The sequence below is a fragment of the Vibrio celticus genome (assembly GCF_024347335.1).
GTDB lineage: Bacteria > Pseudomonadota > Gammaproteobacteria > Enterobacterales > Vibrionaceae > Vibrio > Vibrio celticus.
On sequence record NZ_AP025464.1, the window covers coordinates 1,684,280 to 1,703,784 of the forward strand.

General features: G+C 43.8%; 14 protein-coding genes and 1 pseudogene. 8 read left to right on the forward strand and 7 right to left on the reverse strand.

The features are described 5' to 3' along the window. Window positions 1-21: 21 nt before the first annotated feature. The 4 genes from OCV19_RS23415 (at window position 22) to OCV19_RS23430 (ending at window position 5,517) form a co-directional block, all read left to right on the forward strand. Window positions 22-1,476, forward strand: coding sequence for a GntP family permease (locus tag OCV19_RS23415; RefSeq protein WP_065677634.1), 1,455 nt, complete (start codon window positions 22-24; stop codon window positions 1,474-1,476). 113 nt (window positions 1,477-1,589) lie between these two features. Then, the gene (locus tag OCV19_RS23420; protein ID WP_065677633.1) at window positions 1,590-2,759 is read left to right on the forward strand and encodes a glycerate kinase; all 1,170 of its coding nucleotides are present in this window, start codon (window positions 1,590-1,592) and stop codon (window positions 2,757-2,759) included. Between the two features lie 199 nt (window positions 2,760-2,958). Beyond that, window positions 2,959-4,410 (forward strand): catalase, encoded by a 1,452-nt coding sequence (locus OCV19_RS23425; protein ID WP_048609850.1) that lies wholly within the window; start codon window positions 2,959-2,961, stop codon window positions 4,408-4,410. 234 nt (window positions 4,411-4,644) lie between these two features. Then, window positions 4,645-5,517, forward strand: a complete 873-nt coding sequence (locus OCV19_RS23430; protein WP_050647742.1) for a patatin-like phospholipase family protein — start codon at window positions 4,645-4,647, stop codon at window positions 5,515-5,517. A gap of 85 nt (window positions 5,518-5,602) precedes the next feature. Here OCV19_RS23430 and OCV19_RS23435 read toward each other — a convergent pair. The 4 genes and pseudogenes from OCV19_RS23435 to OCV19_RS23450 all read right to left on the reverse strand — a co-directional run. Then, window positions 5,603-6,475, reverse strand: a pseudogene (locus tag OCV19_RS23435) (IS3 family transposase); the annotation flags it as partial. Then, the gene (locus OCV19_RS23440; protein ID WP_029236503.1) at window positions 6,442-6,951 is read right to left on the reverse strand and encodes a helix-turn-helix domain-containing protein; all 510 of its coding nucleotides are present in this window, start codon (window positions 6,949-6,951) and stop codon (window positions 6,442-6,444) included. The pseudogene OCV19_RS23435 and the gene OCV19_RS23440, both read right to left, overlap by 34 nt. Window positions 6,952-7,066: 115 nt before the next feature. Next, on the reverse strand, window positions 7,067-8,059 hold the full coding sequence (locus OCV19_RS23445; RefSeq protein WP_065675784.1) for a 2-hydroxyacid dehydrogenase: 993 nt from the start codon (window positions 8,057-8,059) through the stop codon (window positions 7,067-7,069). Window positions 8,060-8,671: 612 nt separating this feature from the next. Next, window positions 8,672-9,475, reverse strand: a complete 804-nt coding sequence (locus OCV19_RS23450) for a ferredoxin--NADP reductase (RefSeq protein WP_065675785.1) — start codon at window positions 9,473-9,475, stop codon at window positions 8,672-8,674. Between the two features lie 342 nt (window positions 9,476-9,817). On the opposite strand from OCV19_RS23450, the gene OCV19_RS23455 reads away from it, so the two are divergent. After that, window positions 9,818-10,762, forward strand: a complete 945-nt coding sequence (locus tag OCV19_RS23455; protein WP_065675786.1) for an acyltransferase — start codon at window positions 9,818-9,820, stop codon at window positions 10,760-10,762. A gap of 152 nt (window positions 10,763-10,914) precedes the next feature. Here the strand turns inward: OCV19_RS23455 and OCV19_RS23460 are convergent, their stop codons facing one another. The 3 genes from OCV19_RS23460 to glgX all read right to left on the reverse strand — a co-directional run bounded on the left by OCV19_RS23460 (window position 10,915) and on the right by glgX (window position 15,737). Next, window positions 10,915-11,637 (reverse strand): tRNA (adenine(22)-N(1))-methyltransferase, encoded by a 723-nt coding sequence (locus OCV19_RS23460; RefSeq protein WP_065675787.1) that lies wholly within the window; start codon window positions 11,635-11,637, stop codon window positions 10,915-10,917. A 131-nt stretch (window positions 11,638-11,768) separates the two neighbouring features. Next, a complete protein-coding gene (locus OCV19_RS23465; RefSeq protein WP_065675788.1) occupies window positions 11,769-13,511 on the reverse strand; it encodes a sensor domain-containing diguanylate cyclase in 1,743 nt (580 codons plus the stop codon). 240 nt (window positions 13,512-13,751) lie between these two features. Then, window positions 13,752-15,737: a glycogen debranching protein GlgX gene (glgX, locus tag OCV19_RS23470; RefSeq protein ID WP_065675789.1), complete on the reverse strand. Its 1,986-nt coding sequence runs from the start codon at window positions 15,735-15,737 to the stop codon at window positions 13,752-13,754. Between the two features lie 434 nt (window positions 15,738-16,171). Here glgX and OCV19_RS23475 point away from each other — a divergent pair, with 434 nt between their 5' ends. The 3 genes from OCV19_RS23475 to OCV19_RS23485 all read left to right on the forward strand — a co-directional run bounded on the left by OCV19_RS23475 (window position 16,172) and on the right by OCV19_RS23485 (window position 19,458). Next, a complete protein-coding gene (locus OCV19_RS23475) occupies window positions 16,172-17,572 on the forward strand; it encodes a carbohydrate porin (protein WP_170926828.1) in 1,401 nt (466 codons plus the stop codon). Between the two features lie 81 nt (window positions 17,573-17,653). Then, window positions 17,654-18,520 carry a MalM family protein gene (locus OCV19_RS23480; RefSeq protein WP_083994275.1) on the forward strand — a complete coding sequence of 289 codons (867 nt, stop codon included), beginning with the start codon at window positions 17,654-17,656 and terminating at the stop codon, window positions 18,518-18,520. Between the two features lie 110 nt (window positions 18,521-18,630). Beyond that, entirely contained in the window at window positions 18,631-19,458 is an 828-nt protein-coding gene (locus OCV19_RS23485) for an alpha/beta hydrolase (protein ID WP_065675792.1), read from the forward strand. Window positions 19,459-19,505: the final 47 nt, after the last annotated feature.

Consider the following 19,505-nt stretch of genomic DNA (forward strand, 5'->3'; position numbering starts at 1 on the left):
AGAGACAAAAGGAATATAAAAATGGATGGAGCACTGATAGGCATCGTAATTGGCATCTTAACCATGATGGGTATGATTATTAAAACGAGAATCCCAGTCGCACTTGCTATGGTTATTGCAAGTATCATCATGGGTCTTTTTGCGGGTATGGCGCCAACAGAGTTGATTGATGCAATTAAAGCAGGTTTTGGTGGCGTGCTTGGTGGTATTGGTTTGATCATCGCATTCGGCGTTATCATGGGCGCGTGTTTCGAACGCTCTGGAGCCGCTGTTCGAATGGCAAAAACGTTTGTAAAGCTGTGTGGTAAAGGTCGTGAAGACTTAGCACTAGGTTTTACAGGGGTGCTTGTCGCTATCCCAGTTTTCTGTGACTCTGCGTACATCATTTTGCATTCTCTTGTTCGCGCAATTTCACGTGATACGGGTAAGTCAGCGGTTGGCCTTGGTGTAACTCTAGCGCTTGGCTTGCTTATCACTCACGCACTTGTGCCACCAACACCGGGTCCAGTTGCTGTGGCTGGAATTCTGGGTGTAGACCTAGGTGAATACATGTTATGGGGTTTGATGGTTTCTATCCCTATGATGCTTCTTTCTATGATTTATATTCGCCGAGTAGGTAACGAGTTCTACCGCGTACCAAACGGAGAGATATGGATTACTAACCAAGCTGATTGGGCAAACCTTGAGAAAGTAAAAGAAACAGATGACAGAGAGCTACCAAGTAACTTTTTATCATTCGGTCCAATTCTGCTGCCAATCGCATTCATCCTAATCAACACGCTTGTTGGTCAAGGTGACACTGCAATGCACAACGTTATTTCGTTGATTGGTAACCCAGTGGTTGCTGTTGGTATCGGTGTTCTGATGGCGCTATACGGTCTTACTCGTCATATTGAGCGCAAAGACATGGTTAGCTCTATGGATGATGCTCTGTCTACTACAGGTCTAATTCTTGTGGTAACTGGTTGTGGTGGCGCAATGGGTGCCGTACTTAAAGCATCAGGTGCTGGTCCTCAAGTCGCCGAAGCTATCGCAAGCAGCGGTATTCCACCTCTACTTGTACCACTAGCAATTGCTTCAATGCTTCGTCTAATCCAAGGTTCAGCAACTGCATCAATGATGGTTGCAGCAACGATGACACTGCCTCTAGTCGAAACGTTAGGTCTAGACCCAGTATTCGTAGCACTTGCATGTGCGGTAGGTCCGGTTGGCTTCTCTCATTTGAACGATTCATACTTCCACATCATCAACCGTACGTTAGGTATTACTGAACTAGCTGACCAAATTAAGATCTGGTCTGTGTCTTCAACTATCGCATGGGCGATTGGTGCAAGCATCATCATGATTCTAAACTTAGTGTTTGGTAAAGGCGGTACGTTGATCGACCCACTGATTCCAATTGCGGTTCTAGGTGCTGTATTCGTGTGGCTAAAAAGCAAAGAGAAATCACAAGTAAAGACAGCCGTTACTAACTAATACTACTTACCTTTATATACTGCCCCTATTAAGTGATTAGCTTGCTGATCTTCAATAGGGGCATTTTTAGATCGGGCACTCATCAAAATTACTAATCTTTTGGATCTCTCAGTATGAAAATTGTTATTGCACCAGACTCGTTTAAAGAATCTCTATCGGCTGTATCTGTGGCGGGGTGTATTGAAAAGGGCTTTCGTGAAATCTTCCCTGATGCTGAATACGTGACCTTGCCTTTAGCCGATGGCGGCGAAGGGACTGTGGATGTGTTGCTGCAAGGCTTAGCGGGGCAAAAGCGAACACATCAAGTGGAAGGGCCGTTGGGCGCATTGGTTAATGCTGAATGGGCGATGCTTGAGTCATCCGATAGCAACCCGAACAAAACCGCAATTGTTGAAATTGCTGCGGCATCAGGTTTGGATTTGTTAGCGCCAGAGCAGCGTAACCCTTTGGTGGCTTCTTCATTCGGCACTGGGCAATTGATTTTGGAAGCGATAGAGCAGGGCGCTCAAACGATTATTCTTGGATTGGGTGGCAGTGCGACCAATGATGGTGGTGCGGGTATTGTTCAAGCTTTGAGTGGTCGTTTGCTAGATCAAAAAGAGCAAGAGCTTAACCGAGGAGGCGCTGCACTAGCTGATTTATCATCGATTGATCTTACTGGTTTAGATTCACGCTGTGCTGATATCGAGTTAATTGTAGCGTGCGATGTCGATAATCCGTTGTGTGGTGATAACGGTGCTAGCCATATATTCGGCCCACAAAAAGGCGCAAGCCCAGAACAAGTTGTGATGCTTGATAAGGCGCTTGAGAATTTTGCTCAAGTAGTTGAATCGCAAGGTTGTGTTCGTGGGGATGATCCCGTTCACAAGCGTACTGGTTATGGCGCGGCTGGTGGTGCTCCAATGGGGCTTGGTTTGTTGTTTAACATGCAGATTAAATCGGGTATTGAGATGGTGCTTGATGTTTTGCAAGCCGATGAAGTATTGAAAGGCGCAGATCTTGTGATTACCGGTGAAGGGCAAATGGACAATCAAACTCTGCAAGGAAAGACTCCTTATGGCATTGCCAAACGTGCGAGCTTACAAGGCATTCCGACCATAGGGATTGCAGGTTCTTTAGGTACAGAAGTCGAAGCCTTATATCGTGAAATGAACAGCTTGTTTGGTACAGTGCGCTCTCCTCAGTCACTCGAGCAAGTACTGCGAGAAGCTGAATTGAACCTAACCAGAACGGCGAGGAACATTGCCTCAACTCTGAGGTTAGGCCATGCCATTTTTAAATAAACCGAAGTTATACATAGGCTTATTCGCAGTGAAGTTCAATAGGTTTTATAGATAACAACGATAAATATAAACGATTATATTTTCTGCCAACTCAGGTCCATTCTTTATCCATATTATTTTAGTGGTTTTTAAAGTATTGAATCCACTTAAATCTAAGATGTGGCAACGATGCGATATCTTTAACCTTAAGGAATAGACCATGAGTAAAAAACTAACTACAGCTGCGGGTTGTCCTGTTGCTCATAACCAGAATGTTCAAACTGCGGGCAAACGTGGTCCTCAACTTCTTCAAGACGTTTGGTTTTTGGAGAAATTGGCCCATTTTGATCGTGAAGTGATTCCAGAGCGTCGTATGCACGCGAAAGGCTCAGGTGCTTACGGCACATTTACCGTTACACACGACATCACAAAATACACCAAGGCAAAATTGTTCTCTGAAGTAGGTAAAAAAACCGACTTGTTTGCACGTTTCACAACAGTTGCGGGTGAGCGCGGTGCTGCCGATGCTGAGCGTGATATCCGTGGCTTTGCATTGAAGTTTTATACTGAAGAAGGCAACTGGGATATGGTGGGTAACAACACGCCAGTATTCTTCCTTCGTGATCCTCTTAAGTTCCCTGACTTAAACCACGCGGTGAAACGTGATCCACGCACTAACATGCGTAGCGCGAAAAACAACTGGGATTTCTGGACTTCTCTTCCGGAAGCTCTGCACCAAATTACTATCGTAATGAGTGACCGTGGTATCCCTGCGACTTACCGTCACATGCACGGCTTTGGTAGCCACACGTTCAGCTTCATCAACGCTGATAACGAACGTTTCTGGGTTAAATTCCACTTCAAATCTCAGCAAGGTATTAAGAACCTTTCTGATGCAGAAGCGGCACAAGTGATCGGTGACGATCGCGAAAGCCACCAACGTGACTTGCTAGACAGTATCGATAATCAAGACTTCCCGAAATGGACGTTGAAAGTTCAAGTGATGCCAGAAGCGGATGCAGCGAAGGTTCCATACAACCCGTTCGATTTGACTAAGATCTGGCCTCATGCAGATTACCCGTTGATTGAAGTGGGTGAATTCGAGCTAAACCGTAACCCACAAAACTTCTTCGCTGAAGTTGAGCAGTCGGCATTCAACCCGGCGAATGTGGTTCCAGGTATCAGCTTCTCGCCAGACAAGATGCTACAAGGTCGTCTGTTTGCTTACGGTGATGCACAACGATACCGTTTGGGTGTTAACCATCAGCATATTCCAGTGAACGCTCCTCGTTGCCCAGTACACAGCTACCACCGTGATGGCGCGATGCGTGTCGATGGTAACTTCGGTGGCACATTAGGTTATGAGCCAAACAACGAAGGTCAATGGGCTGAGCAGCCAGATTTCGCTGAACCAGCATTGAACCTAGATGGCGCAGCAGCACACTGGGATCACCGCGAAGATGAAGATTACTTCTCGCAACCGGGTGACTTGTTCCGCCTAATGACGCCAGAGAAGCAAGCGATTCTGTTTGATAACACTGCTCGTAACCTAGGCGGCGTACCAAAAGAGATTCAACTGCGTCACCTAAGACACTGTTACAAAGCCGACCCTGCATACGGTGAAGGTATTGGTAAATTGCTTGAAATTGATGTGAGTGAATTTAAGTCGTAATCAAGATGATTGATTAATTGAAAGGCCGTTGAGTGAATCACTTGATGGCCTTTTTTGATCTCGCCGTTTATTAAGCAACCCAAAATCATTGAAAATTCAACAATTATCATTGAAAAATTTAACAATTATCATTGATAGTTTTTACCTATCGAATTGATAAATCTATCCCATTATCTTTGTAAGAGTGATGGGATTATTCTACGACTATCAGTTTATAAAGTAGAAGAGTTTGAGATGAATAAGAGCGCATTAATCGTTGAAGGTGGAGCAATGAGAGGTATTTTTGCTGCCGGAGTTTTAGACGCCTTTATGCAAGACGATTTCCGTCCTTATGATTTTGCCATCGGCGTATCTGCAGGTGTGTCGAATCTGGTTGGCTACTTATCTCATGCACCAAAACGCAGTTATGATGTGATCACCACGATGGCGACGGATAAGACCTTCTTTAACCCTGCTCGCTTTGCCAAGGGTGGCAACTTGGTAGACGTTAAATGGTTATGGAACGAATCCAATCAACGTTATCCGCTCGATTGTGGTGAGCTGTTTTCAAGTATCCCACTCATTGCTGCTGTCACAAATGTCGATACGGGCAGTGCAGACTACTACCATATTAAGCCAGAAAACCTCTCTAACGTGGTGGAAGCAACCACCGCTTTGCCTATTGCTTACCGAGAAACACCGTGCTTCTCTGGTGGCTGTTATACCGATGGTGGTGTCGCGGATTCGATTCCGGTGCGTGAAGCATATCGTCGTGGTGCACGAGACATTACGGTGATTCTTTCTCATCCTTTAAGTTACCGAATGAAGCCTCAAAAGCACCAATGGATGCTAAAAAAACTGTTAAAGAAATTCCCAAATATTGCTGAGTCGATGGCGGTGCGTGCCGACAACTACAATCAGTCTTTGGAGTTCATTCGTAACCCACCCAAAGATGCGACCATTAAAGTGATAGCGCCGCCAGAAGCGTTCGCAGTGAAGCGTTTAACTATGGATCAAAGTACTCTTAATGCAGGTTACGAGATGGGCATTAAAGCGGGTGAAGAGCACCTTGCCATTCGAAAAGGCGTGTATGGTTTAGACACCGAAGATTGTCATTTCTGCGTCTAGGAAGGGTTTTAGAATACTGAATAAACGACGAAGCCACGCTGTTCACTTCCGAAATGAAGTGACCCCATAAAGTTGGACATTTCTGTTAAGCGGCTTTCAAGGCCTGAGTTCGATATTCTATCGGAGTCAGGCCTTTTAGTTTCACTTTTATACGTTTGGTATTGTAGTACTCGATGTATTCTTTAATTTGCTCTATCAGAGCATCTGCATCTTCAAAGCTTTGGTTGTGATACATCTCGGTTTTGAGTAAAGCAAAAAAGTTTTCAGCAACAGCATTATCCAAGCAGTTACCTTTTCTCGACATGCTTTGCGTTAACCCACTCTCCGCTACCTTTTTCTGATACTGTCGATGGCGATATTGCCAACCTTGATCGCTGTGTATAATTGGCTTTGAGTTGGGTTTCAGCTTTGATATAGCCTCCGTCAGCATATCCGTGACAAGCGGCAAGCAGGCATTTTTGGCCACTCTATAAGCTACCACTTCCTGAGTAAACAAGTCGACAACTGGAGACAAGTATACTTTCTGCTCTTTGACTTTGAACTCCGTGACATCAGTTACCCACTTTTCATCGGGTTGAGTCGCACTAAAATCTCTTTCAAGCACGTTGGGAGCAGCTGTTCCAGACTCTCCTCGGTATGAACGGTACTTTTTAATCCTGACCGTCGATTTAAGGTTGAGCTGAGCCATAAGCCTTTGAACCGTTTTGTGATTAAGCGCGACCCCCTGATTTTTTAGTTCTAAATGAATACGACGATAACCGTATCGGCCCTTATGTTCATGATAAATTGACTTTATCAACCGCAGCTCACGTTCGTAGCTATTTGGGCGCTTGCTCGTTTGAGCCTGATAATAAAAGACACTTTTTGCCAGCTGTAGAGTCTGCAGTAAGTGCTTCAACGGGTACTTGCCTTTAAGAGTTAGAGCTATGACCGCTTTTTCTTTGTTCGACGGTTTTTTTCCTGCTCCAACTCTTCCAACTTTTTTAAAACAGCATTCTCGGTTCGTAAGTAGACTAACTCCTCTTTTAGCTCCTCAAGTGTCATTTCATTATCAGGCTTAGTGGTTCGTTGAGGTTGCTGTTTCATTGAGGGTCTTCCTTTCTGGCGCATTTTGAGCCCCTTGATACCGAGCTCATTAAATCGTTTGAGCCAGACAGAGAGTATCCCAGGGGATGAGAGGTTTAATACTGCGCTAGTGTGCGTGAGAGACCATTCATTCGTCCACATTAAATTCAATGCTTTTCGTTTTGTTTGAGCAGTCGCGGCATGCTTAGTTGGTAAAAATGAATCAGTACCATGGATGGCAAAGACTTGAGCCCAATACCGTATCTGCCTTGAAGAAATTGAATATTGTTTTGCTAAGTAGAGAGATGACGTGCCATCTAAGTATTGCTTAGCAATGATACATTTTAGCTCTCGGCTATATTTGGACATAAAAAGACCCCCAATAATTGGTGTCCAACTATTGGGGGTCAGTTCAAATCGCGTGGCTTTGTATCTGTAGACCTAGTTTGTTTTTAACTCAGTCTGCGATTAACTCAATCTGCTATTAAACGAGTTCGTTGCCGCTGGTGTTGCCAGCAAAGAAGGCATCAACACTGGTGAGCGTTGTATTGGCGATGTTGAACAGCGCATCTTTGGTCAAGAAAGCTTGGTGACCTGTGAACAATACATTGTGACAAGCAGAGAGGCGACGGAATACATCATCGACAATCACATCGTTAGATTTGTCTTGGAAGAACAACTCTTTCTCGTTGTCGTAAACATCAAGGCCAAGCGCACCAATCTTACTCTGTTTAAGCGCTTCGATAGCAGCGGTTGAATCAAGCAGTTCACCACGGCTGGTGTTGACGATCATCACGCCATCTTTCATCTTCTCAAATGCCGTTGCATCCAACAGGTGGTAGTTCTCTTTACTCATTGGGCAATGCAAAGAAATCACGTCAGATTCTTGGTAAAGCTCGTCGAGTTCTACGTATTTAGCGCCTAACTCAACAGCTAACGGGTTTGGATATGGGTCGTAGCATAGAATGTTCATGCCTAAACCTTTCAGAATTCGCATTGTCGCTATGCCAATCTTACCTGAACCAATCACACCAACGGTTTTACCGTGGAAGTTAAAGCCTACTAAGCCTTCAAGAGAGAAGTTCGCATCACGAGTACGTTGGTATGCCTTGTGTAATTTACGGTTCAAACACATCATCATGCCAACCGTGTGTTCTGCTACCGATTCTGGTGAGTAAGCCGGAACGCGAACCACTTGCAGGCCAAACTCTTTGGCTGCGTCTAGGTCTACTTTATCAAAGCCCGCACAGCGCATCGCGATTAACTTGGTGCCGCCTTGAGCAAGAATCTCTAACACGTCTCGCGATAGGTCATCGTTTACAAACGCACAAACCACTTCGTTGTCGTGCGCCATTTTTGCTGTTGTTGTGGTGAGTCGAAAATCGTGAAAATGAAACTCAGCGTTGAGTTCGCCTTTTGCCAGTTCGAATGATTTTTCGTCGTATGATTTTGAGCTAAAAAAAGCAATGTTGAGCATGGCTTCCTCTCTTACCTAAAATATAAATAACCCACTGATTCATTCTCTGAAACGGGATTAAAACAAGGGCATGTTGACCTTTCGCGGTTAAGTTTTGTTCGAGATAAAATCGTTTTAATCGCGACGAGAGGTTTGCCGCCTAGTCATTCTAAGCAAAACCCTCTCAACAAAGAGTAAAACGATTTTAGCCGAACCCTTCGGGCAGTGTTTGTGGTTCCTTTCTACAGCGTTATCGAATTCTCATGTAGGCGAGCTACACGTCGAATTCTCTGCCTTGTATAAATAACCCACAAACGGCTGCAAAAATCAGCTCGATAGGTCAACATGCCCTACAACTCTGTTCAGTGTGCTAGAGTTTTTTTCTCTTGTCTATCACCATTAGTCATTGTAATTGCTATGGTTATTTGATCTTTTGTCTTCACTTATTGAACATTAAAAATCACATTACGAGGTTGCTTGCTTATAAGTTCATCAATATTGAATGAATCTTACTTTCGGGTGTGGAACGTTGAATTTTCCAGTGTGACGGAATACGTAAATGACTCATATAAAACCTCTTCTCTAACTGTTCTTTGAAAGTTGTGCTTCTGTCTAACGAGTGGCGGTTGTTATTTACCAGTAGTTCTCACTGCTGAATTGACCGGGTTTTCTGCGTAAGTGCTTTTCAAAACCTAAGCTAGTTAGCGCTTCGCTTGTGTCACGAACCATTTGCGGATTGCCACAAAGGTAGAAAAAACTGCGGGTTTGATTGAAAGTGACAGACGCGGTTTGCTCAAGGTCGCCTCCAAGTAACAAGCTTGGGATTCGTCCGCGCAAAGTTCCGGTGACTGATTCTCTAGAAATAATTGGCACATATTGTAGTTTCCCTTGGAAGTGATGAACGAGTTGAGCGATACGGTCTCGATAAGTCAGGTCTTGTTCTGTTCTTACGGCATGAACCAGTACAAGGTTTTTGAACAAGGCGACTTTTTCAGATTCTGAGCCGTTTTGCTGCTGTATCTGCATGCTTTCGAGCATTGAGATAAAAGGCCCAACCGCGGTTCCGGTCGAAAGCATCCATAGATCATCGGCGATCTCTGGGATCTCACCTAACGTCATAAAGCCACTTGGGTCTTTGCCGACAAAGATGTCATCGCCTACCTTCAACTCATGAAGTTGAGGTGAAAGCTGACCGTTCTGATCCTTAATAATCAAAAACTCCAGGTGTTGATGACCTGGTTCGTGTTCTGGCGCGTTTACCATCGAATAGGCGCGTCTCACGAACTCATCCTCACTGTTAAGCAAGCCCAGTTTCGTGAACTGACCCGCCTGATAGGGAGAGACAGGAGCACTGACTTGAAGTGAGAACAGTTGATCTGTCCATTCCGTCTTGTTTAAGACTTTACCGGTTACCAAACCATGAGGAATATCTGTCATATCATCACCTTTACGTAGAGAAGTTATCTCATTAAGGATACTCAACTATTTACATTTTGGAGTTGCATGTACCATGCCAATAGTGAGAATGGTTATCAATACTGGTTTTGTGGTAAAAACAATTTGAGACTGTGTCAAATGGACTTATTTAAATTAGAGTCTAAATGACTCTAATAATGTTTTTTAATACTGATATTGTTGATTCAGAACGATGAACTGGTCTTTTGATACAAGCAAAATTAGTACAGTGGTTTGACCCCTAGGGAATTCAACCAATTACTGAAGAGAATATTTTGCAGATGAGTATAATGGCGGCTTTCGATCTCAATATAGCCGTGTTTTATGCTTGATAATCTTCGTATGGCCTTGAACGTATTGTTCGTGACCATCAATACCGCAATGACTGCGTTTACCGTGAGCTTCTTTGGCCTTATCAAATTGATTCTGCCAATCTCTGTTGTACAGAAGTCGTGTACTCGTTTAGCTAACTTCACATTTTGGTGCTGGGCTTCGCTCAACCTTTGGATGTTGAACGTGAACAACGACATCGAGTGGCAAGTCGAAGGCGGGGAAGATATCTCGACCAAACAGTGGTATTTGATGATGTCGAATCATCTGAGCTGGGCGGATATCGTTATTCTGTCTTCTATCTTGAAAGACAAGATGCCGATGACTAAGTTCTTCCTTAAGCATGAACTGTTGTATGTCCCTTTTGTTGGGTTGGCATGTTGGGGGCTAGATATGCCCTTCATGAGACGTCACTCGCGTGAGTTTTTGCTGCGTAACCCGGAGCGTCGTAATGATGACTTCGATGCAATCAACAAGGCGTGTACCAAGTTCAAGCTTGCACCGACAACCTTGGTTAACTTCGTTGAAGGCACACGCGCCAATCACGAGAAACTGGCGACCGCGAAAACACCTTATCGACATCTACTTAAGCCAAAAACTGGCGGTGTGGCATTTGCACTATCGGCAATGGGGCCAATCTTAGATGGTATCGTGGATGTCACTCTGGCTTATCCGGAAAATCAGACTTCTCCGTTTGAGGATATGCTAAAAGGCAAAATGACCAAGGTCGTAGTGCGTATTAAACTGCATCCGATGGATGAGAACGTGAACGGTAATTACTTTGAAGACAAAGCGTTTAAGCGCCGTTTCCACAGTTGGTTGAATAACACGTGGAAAGAGAAAGACGACTATCTCGATACGGTTTATGGGGTTGATACGCTCTGTGAGGTTGAAACGATTGATGAGCCCGATGCGGTTCATAAGAAACAAGAGCAGTAAGATCAAACCAAACAAATAGCATCAAAAAAGCCGATAGTTCATTGAACTGTCGGCTTTTTTATTGAATAGGTTTCATTGGTTTTGAATAGTGAAGTTAGTGCTTACTATGTTTTTAATTCTTTAAGATTAGGACTCTCAAAGAGAGTGCAAAGCTAAATCGCTTGGTAAGCCTCGATGATATGTTTCACTTGGCTCGGTTTTCCTTGCTTCTCTTGTCCTTGATGGATGCGCAAGTAGTGCTGCAATGTTTTGGCTTTGTATTGCTGTGATACCTTCACTTGTTCATCACAGCTTGATGTCCAGATCTTGTCACCGACGTTTGATATCTCGCTAACGGTTTGGCTCTTTTCTGAATCACTGCGACTATTACTCACCAATAAAACCTCATAGTAACGACGGTTCTCTTCAATCAACATTTCATCAATAAGACCAAAATTGAGCGCTTTTAAATGGCTTCTCAACTCGAATTGCTGATGCACCGGACAAAGCAAGAAATCGATCGCTTTGTCTGGGTGTTGACGATGAATATCATCGACGAGCTTTTGAGTAAGATCGCCACCGACACCCGCAATAATAACTAGGTGTTTGCCTGTATGTTTCTCAAGCGGAATAGCGGCGACATCCATGCAGTAGACTTGCCATTGGCTGCTAACCGTTTGTTCGGCTCTGTTATCTTGCGGAAAGTAGCGCGCTAGCTTGCCTTCAAGCTCACTCATCAGAGACGGGACAATGTCGACAAAGTGAATCTGCGGCGCTTTATTATCCGATAACAGTTGAACACCCAAAAAGCCATGATCACAGCAACAGTCCCAAATATGCTGGTAGTCATTGCTGACAAGGGAGTGGAGAGTTTGCAGTCGGTTACTTAGCTTCATAAGGTTCGCGTCGTTAGAAAAGGGGTGTTGTCTTATCGAAGGCGCATTGTAATGACTTTCTAGAAAAACAAAAGCACCTAGGGTGTGAATCCTAGGTGCTTTGTAGTGGCTACAGAATTGTTAGTATAGGTTTACGATGCTTTGGCAATGGCTCTGATATGGCCTTCCACCCGGTTCTTACCAAGTTGTTGCGCGATAAGCTTTGCCTGTTCCGCCAGCGCTAAAGCTGAGTCTGTTTCTCCTTCTATTTGCGAATATCCCACGCTAACCCCTAGCGATAAGGTGATATCTGGAGTGACGATGGTTTTCTCCGCGATTTCGACTCGGCACTGGTCTAGCTGGAACTTGGCATCTTTCACATCATTGGCTTTGAATAATACCGCGAACTCCTTTCCTCCAACACGTGCCAAGCAAAGTCCCTTTGGCTTGGGGAAGTAACAGCGTATCGATTCTGCAGTCAGCTTGATCATCTTGTCACCGACGGCTTCACCGTAGGCACGGTTTACGTGGTCGAAGTTATCGATATCAAGCAGAGCGACATAGGTATCGGGCTCGCTCGCGTAGTTTTCGATGGCGATACTGAAACTGCTCTTATTGTCTAACTGCGTCATCAGATCTTTGCTACTCAATTGATGTTGAAGCAGTAAGTTAGACAAAGAGACCTCAGTGTAATCACGGATCATTCGCAGAATACTCTGGCTGATCGGTAAGTTTGCGTTTACGTACAACACTGCGATCAACTGCTTGCGAGAGTGCAAAGGAATACAGTAATGACGTTGGTGTATTTTGAGTTTACACGCTAGTGGGTCGGCGTACTTACCACTTCGGTAAGCCATAGTGTCCGGTGTAAATCGCTCTGCAAGGGCTTTGTCACAATGTACCGTGGATTTGTTTCCGTGATAGTCGATGGTACTGAATGCGTGGTTCTCAGGCTGATAGAGACAGAATTGAATGCCTTTTTGGTAGGTGAAGCTGTCCAGTATGGATTTTAACTCTCGCTTAAAGCTTACAAGGTCATCGACTTTATTCAGTTGCGACAAGGACACGTTCAAACGATAAGCCAAATAGTTTGCGCCAATCCACAATAGAAGCAGCGAACCAAGTACCAAGCCAGTTAGCGTAAATTGGTGTGAGCTGGTTAAGATATCGTGGCGATCGGTGCCTGCGATGAATACCCAGTTCAAGCTGTTGTCAGCGTCAAACACCGATATTTTGAAGTTATCTTGATAGTAGTATTCGTGCTTACCGACGGTTTCACCTTGTGAGAGCTGATGGCTGATACCTGCGTGATAGCTGACTGATTTAGATCCGATACGTTTTGGATCTGGGTGGAAGACCAGTCGTTCTGTTGCTCGGTCAACCACAAACACATAGCCGTGATTCAGCGTTTTTAAGTCTCTTAATCCTTGTGTGGTGTGTAAAAGGTCAAACTCAATCCATATTTCTTCATTCAATCTTTCGGCGGTGTGTTTAACTGCGAATACCCAACGACCATCTGCTTTTTGGTAAATCGAAGAGATGTAGAAATCTTCAACCACACTGTCTATTGAGTTCCATTTTATGGAGTCGATTTGTTCATGGGAAAGAGGTAATCCACGACTTGATATATATTGTTGGGATTGTGGTTGGTATCGAACGATATCAGAGAAGTTTGGCGTTCTTTTTAGAATATTATCACTCAATTCTCTGAATTTTTTATCACCTATTGGAGCCGTTTTAGGTAAGCCTAGACTGGTTTCTAAAAAATAGAGCTTGCCGAATGTGGCTTCGATGTTGGAACGAATTGTAGAGCTTGCGATACGAATGTTTGATGATGATTGTTCTGTTGCTGCTGTTTCTATTTTTTCAAGCTGAGCCATAGCAAGATAGAGCATCCCTCCAGTTAATAAAATAATGTATGGTTTAAAAAGCCGAATTAATGTTTTAGGTAAAGCCATGATATCCAAAGACGTTATAGATTCATTTTTATAGTACGGCAATACTAAACAGTTTCATTAGTCACATCAATGCAAATGATTCCATATGGATGAATGATTTTTGTGATATTCAGCTAACAAAAAAGCCAGTTATAAATATAACTGGCTTCTATGGTTTTCGGTGTTTTATTAAGCTGACTAACCTTTTACTTCAATCAAATCAACCTGATCTGGCGAATAGTGCAAAATGGCCATCGAAGTTGGCGACAACAACATTTCACCTTCTGCATGACCGGGTTTGACGTTTCGCGAGTTGGTATCACAGATGGTTACCCAGTTTTGTTCACGATCATTCGGTAACGAGAAACGTGCTGGCGCATTGGTTTGGTTGATCAGATAAATCAACTCGTCGCCCTCTTTGCCAATACCTAAATGTAAAGCGACTGAGCTTAAGCGGTTCCAGTCGTCATGTTCCATAAGTGTGCCATCGACACGGCTCCAGAAGATGCGGTTAGAGTTACGCTTTTCGCCACTGAATGCCTTAATAAACGGCACCATGTATTGCTGACGAGCAGAGATCATTTCAGATAACCAAGTCTTGAAGTAAGTCTTGCGCTCTGAATCTTCCCAGTTAAGCCAGCTGGTCACGCCATCTTGGCAGTAAGCGTTATTGTTACCTTTTTGAGTATGAGATAACACATCGGCCGTCAAAATATGAGGAATACCAAAAGCAAACAGCAGGCTCGCCATGAAGTTTCGTTTCTGCTTTTCACGCGTCGCGATCACTAACAGGTTTTCGGTTTCACCTTCAACACCGTAGTTTTCAGAACGGTTGTCACCGTGTCCATCGCGGTTGTTCTCACCATTCTCTTCGTTGTGCTTATGCTTGTAAGAAACAAGATCCTGCATGGTGAAACCATCGTGATAAGTGATGTAGTTGACGGTTAATTTGTACGGCCAATGCGCAGCACTGTAGATATCGCGTGACCCCATCAAACGGGTTGCAAACTCTTTTAGGTAGCCTTGATCACCGCGCCAGAAGCTACGTGTGATGTCTCTGAGCTTGTCGTTACACTCATTCCAACCTAGCGGGAAATTACCCACTTGGTAGCCATTCGGACCGATGTCCCAAGGTTCTGCAATGAGCTTGGTTTCTTTAAGTACAGGGTCTTGAGCCACAGCTTTAAAGAATGCAGCCTCAGGGTTGTAGTTGTCACCTTCGCGCCCCAGTGTTGCAGCCAAATCAAAACGGAAGCCGTCGACTTGGAATTCACTCACCCAGTAGCGAAGCGTATCCATCACTAAGTTAAGTGCTGGTTGGTGGGTGAGATCAACGGTGTTACCACAACCCGTAAAGTTCGCGTAATGGCAGCCATGTTTAATGTAGTAGCGGCTATCTAGCGCTTTGAGGTTGAAGGTTGTACCACCTTCGCCACCTTCTGCCGTGTGGTTGTACACCACGTCTAGAATGACTTCGATGCCATTGCGGTGAAGTTCACGAATTGCGGTTTTGAGTTCATTAACGGCGTCTTTTTCTGCGTAGCGTGGGTCTGGCACCATGAACAAATATGGGTTGTAACCCCAATAGTTCACTTTATCCATGTCCAAGAGATGAGGCTCATGCATACATGCCGCAACGGGTAGAAGCTGTAGCGAGTTGATATTTTGTTGTTTGTAGAACGCAAGCATTTCAGGGCTCACTAACCCTAAGTAACGACCTTTAGTATTGGCTGCTACTTCTGGGTGCAATTGAGATAAACCTTTTACATGCGTTTCAAAAAGAACAGTATCTTCGCGGCTAATGCGTGGCTTTTCTACGTCTTGCCAATCGAAGGTGTCATCAACAACAACACATTTCGCCATCGCAAAGCTTTTTTCATTGGTATATGGCGTGACGTAATCGAGCGGTTCGCTTATTGCCTTGGCATACGGGTCTGAAAGCAGGATAGGGCCATTGTCCGTTTCTGCAATGAAGCCGTATTTTTGTCCCGCTTTAATACCATCAATAAAGACATATCTGATATCAGCGTATTCATTTTCTAATTTATAAGTGGTGAATTCGTCGTTCTCGTCAAAAAGAGCGAGAGAGAGTGATTTACAGTCAGGAGAATAAATTGAAAAGTTACAGCCAGTGTTACCTAGCGTTGCGCCTAGTGGATAAGGGCGAGCGAGCGTTCTAGTCATTGCTTGATTTCTTGTTCGTTTATCGACATCAGTGAACTATAAGTAAAAAGCTTTGTCACAGTAAGGTCAAGCAACTTCACAGAATAATTATTGTTAAAAAAATAATTTACCGATTAGGTTCAAATTATATATTTGAACTAGATCCCACTTATATTGAATAATTAGATCTGTGTGCTGTCTACTCCTCCTAGATTAAGTGATCTAACTCCTGTAAACACCGTTCTGTATAAATTCTACTCCCTTCTCATCCCCCTTAATTTAGTTCAGGGCGGAGGAAGTCAAACTTGTCATCCCCTCTTAATATTGGCTCCGTTGAAACGAATCAGGGGAAACCCTAAACCTCTCTATCTTACGTCCGCCATAACTGCCTTTGGTTGTCGCAAGAGAGCAAAAATATAAAACCTAAAAATAAATCGTCCTTAATGGAGTTAAGAATGAAAAAAGTAAGTTTGATTGCTGCAGCGGTGACTACTGCACTTATGGCTGGTTCTGTATATGCAGAAGAAGTAGCTCTTGATGTAACAAGTGGTGATGAAGCAATGGAAGTTGAGGTTAAAAACCCAACGGAAGTTATTGCTGATGGTTGGGAAGTGCATGGTTACATGTCTTCTAACGTTCGTGTTGCAGATGGTAAAACAGTAGATACGGAATATGGCAAACCTGATTACATGACGGCTGGCACACACGGCAAGAGCACTAACCAAGTTGAATTTGTAATTAAGAAGCACTCTGAATACCAAAATGGTGTGTGGGCGGACTACGTTCTGCGTACGGAATATGGTAACGGTAACTCTTACGCATACAGTTCTTCAGGTAGCCAAAAAGCAGATACAACAGCACAGTTTGAAGTAAAAGAAGCCTTCGTTGAGCTTGGCGGCATCCTAGGTGAAGACACATCAATTTGGGGTGGTCAACGCTTCTTAAACCGTGCTGCGGGTATCTTGTCTGGTGAGTTCTGGAAACAATCATCAGGTATCGGTGCTGGTATTCAAACTAAGCTAGGTGGCAATACGGCTGGTATCGCATATGTAATGGCAGATCCAGATGCTGGTAGCAATCCAGATGATACTTTGGCTTGTACGGATCCAAATGACCCAGATTACAAACCAGAACAACCGTGTGAACTAGTACCTGGTGCTAAAGGCAAACGCACAACACTTTCTTCTATTGACCTGTACTACTATGGTGTAGATGTGGGTATCGGTAGTATGGACTTCGATTTCAAATATGGTCAGCAGACTCTTGATGGCGAGAATGATGATGGTTTCGGTGCTTCTGTAACATTGAACACCAGCTACTACGGCCTTGACGGTTGGACTCAAAACGCGATTGCTTATGGTACTGGTGTAATGCAAAACCGTGGTGTGAACTTCGGTGGTTGGTCTGGTGGTGGTGATGATGCTGAATCATTGTTCTTAACTTCTTACGGTGTACTAAACATTTCTGAAAAATGGCAGCTAGGTACAGAAGCTACTTACTTTACAAGCTTAGATACTCTTTTTGGTCAAGAAGATTTAACGCGCTGGATAGTTGCAGCTCGTCCATCTTACAAATTGAATGACAACGTTCGTTTGGAAGCAACAGCATCATATGGCTATGAAGAACTTGGCGACCCAGCTGCATGGGGTAAACCAGCGGGTGTTGATGAATCTAAAATTGTTAACTTAGAAATTGCAACTGCATTCACGGCTAACTCTGATTACTTTGGTCGTCCACAAGTAAAACCTTACATCAGTTACATTAAAGCTGATGATGAAGCGAGTGCTGCAAATATCGGCATTGAGAATGGAAAAGACCAATTTGTATTCGGTGTTCACACTGAAATTTGGTTCTAAACCATTTATAGTATAAGGCAGCCAATTGGCTGCCTTTTTCCGTTTTCCCCAAAACAACAACCAATAGTGAGAGAGATTAAAATGACAAATAAAAGCTCTATGTTAGCCGTGGTACTAGGTGCCTTGCTAAGCGGTTGTGCTTCCGATGCTCAGGTTCAAACTAAACTCGATGCACCCACTAATGCAGAAGTATGCTGCAGCGATTTTTCGCAGTACCCATACGCACAATTGAATGATAATGAAGATTTAAAGTTTGATATCGACTTGGGATCACCTGTCGGTACATTTACAACAGGTAATAGCCACTTTGCAGCGTTCAAGTTCAGCGAACGCTCTGGGGAGATGGTCGTTAAGCTATCGAGCTTGATGATCGATGATTCAGTTTTTGCTCCAGAAGCCATGCTTCTAGATGAAAACTTTAAGCCAGTGCAAACATTGAAGTTTGAAGACTTTAAGGTTCAGGCATCCGATGCGTTTACACGCACTAGTTACATTGAGCGCTTGCGTATTGATGCGAGTAAGACACCTTATATTGTTATCTACACGCCTGCTGATGAGCTAGGAAAAGCGATTAAAGTTGATCACCCTGCGAAAGTTCGTGCGAAAGAGTTTGGTGAAGTGATGCCTATGGTCACTGATCCTGTATACACCAACCAACTAGGCGGTCGTTTAGAGTTAGAAGTTGAAACTCTGAAGCTTCGCCCTTACCGAGCTAAAGCTGCTGTAGTTCCAGTTGCTGCTGTTGCCGCGCCTGTTGCCGCGACAACTAACAAAGCTGATACACAGGTTCGCGTACAACAAGAGACAAAAGACTTCTATTTATCTGCTATACAAAATGCGGTTAAATCTGGTGATGTACCTAAAGCTTTAAGTTTGTTGGATGAAGCAAAAGCTCTCAATGTTGAAGGTGCACAAGAAGCCTTTGTACGAGCTGTCAACGCAAAATAGCTTAATAGCTTAATAGGTTAGTAAGCAGTAGCCTTGTAGCTTAGATCGAACGCTCCTTTAAGGGGCGTTTTTTCTATCTGTATTCATATATTTCAGGTTTAGAGGTAGTTATGCAATCTGAATTGATTCTTATTGATGAGTTCCTAATCCCACAGCTTAATCGAACTCGCACACTTCGTATTTATCTTCCTGCGGGTTACCGACAATCAGAACAAGCTTATCCGGTCTTATACATGCACGATGGGCAGAATGTCTTTGAAGAGTCCACAGCGACATATGGGATGTGTTGGGATGCACGAACGACCCTTGATGAGATGCAGAGACTTGGTAAATTATTTGGGTTAATTGTCGTGGCAATCGACAGTAGTGATGAGCTTAATAAGATGGGGCGTTATAACGAGTATTCACCTTGGAAAGCACATCGAGACATAAAAGAAATGGGCGTGGGTGATGAGTTACTTAAATTTGGTGGTGAAGGTGACGATTACATGGCTTTCATCTGTCAAACATTGAAGCCTTATATAGACCAAACATTAAGAACAAAGCCTGGCCGAGAGTTTACGTATCTTGCTGGTAGCTCCATGGGGGGATTAATCAGTTTGTACGGAGGCTCTCTATATCAGGATACCTTTGGCGTACTTGGGGTCTTCTCTCCAGCGTTTTGGTTCAATAAAACCTCATACTTCGAATATATGAAAGAGTTTAACTTTAGGTATCCAACAAAAATATATATGGATATGGGAACGGATGAAGCTCGCGAAGGTACAATAGTGGATTTCGCGGATGTATATCTAAGTGGTTCGCGGGAAATGAATAAGTTACTCGCTCAAAAACACAACGTGACGCTGTTTTATCAAGAAGGTAAAGATCATAGGCATAATGAAACGGCCTGGTCTCTACGATTCCCTGATTTCATCAACTTTATTTTTGGACAATAAAAGAAGGCCTAATTCCATTCTCTTTCGAGTAATAAGTGGATTAGGCT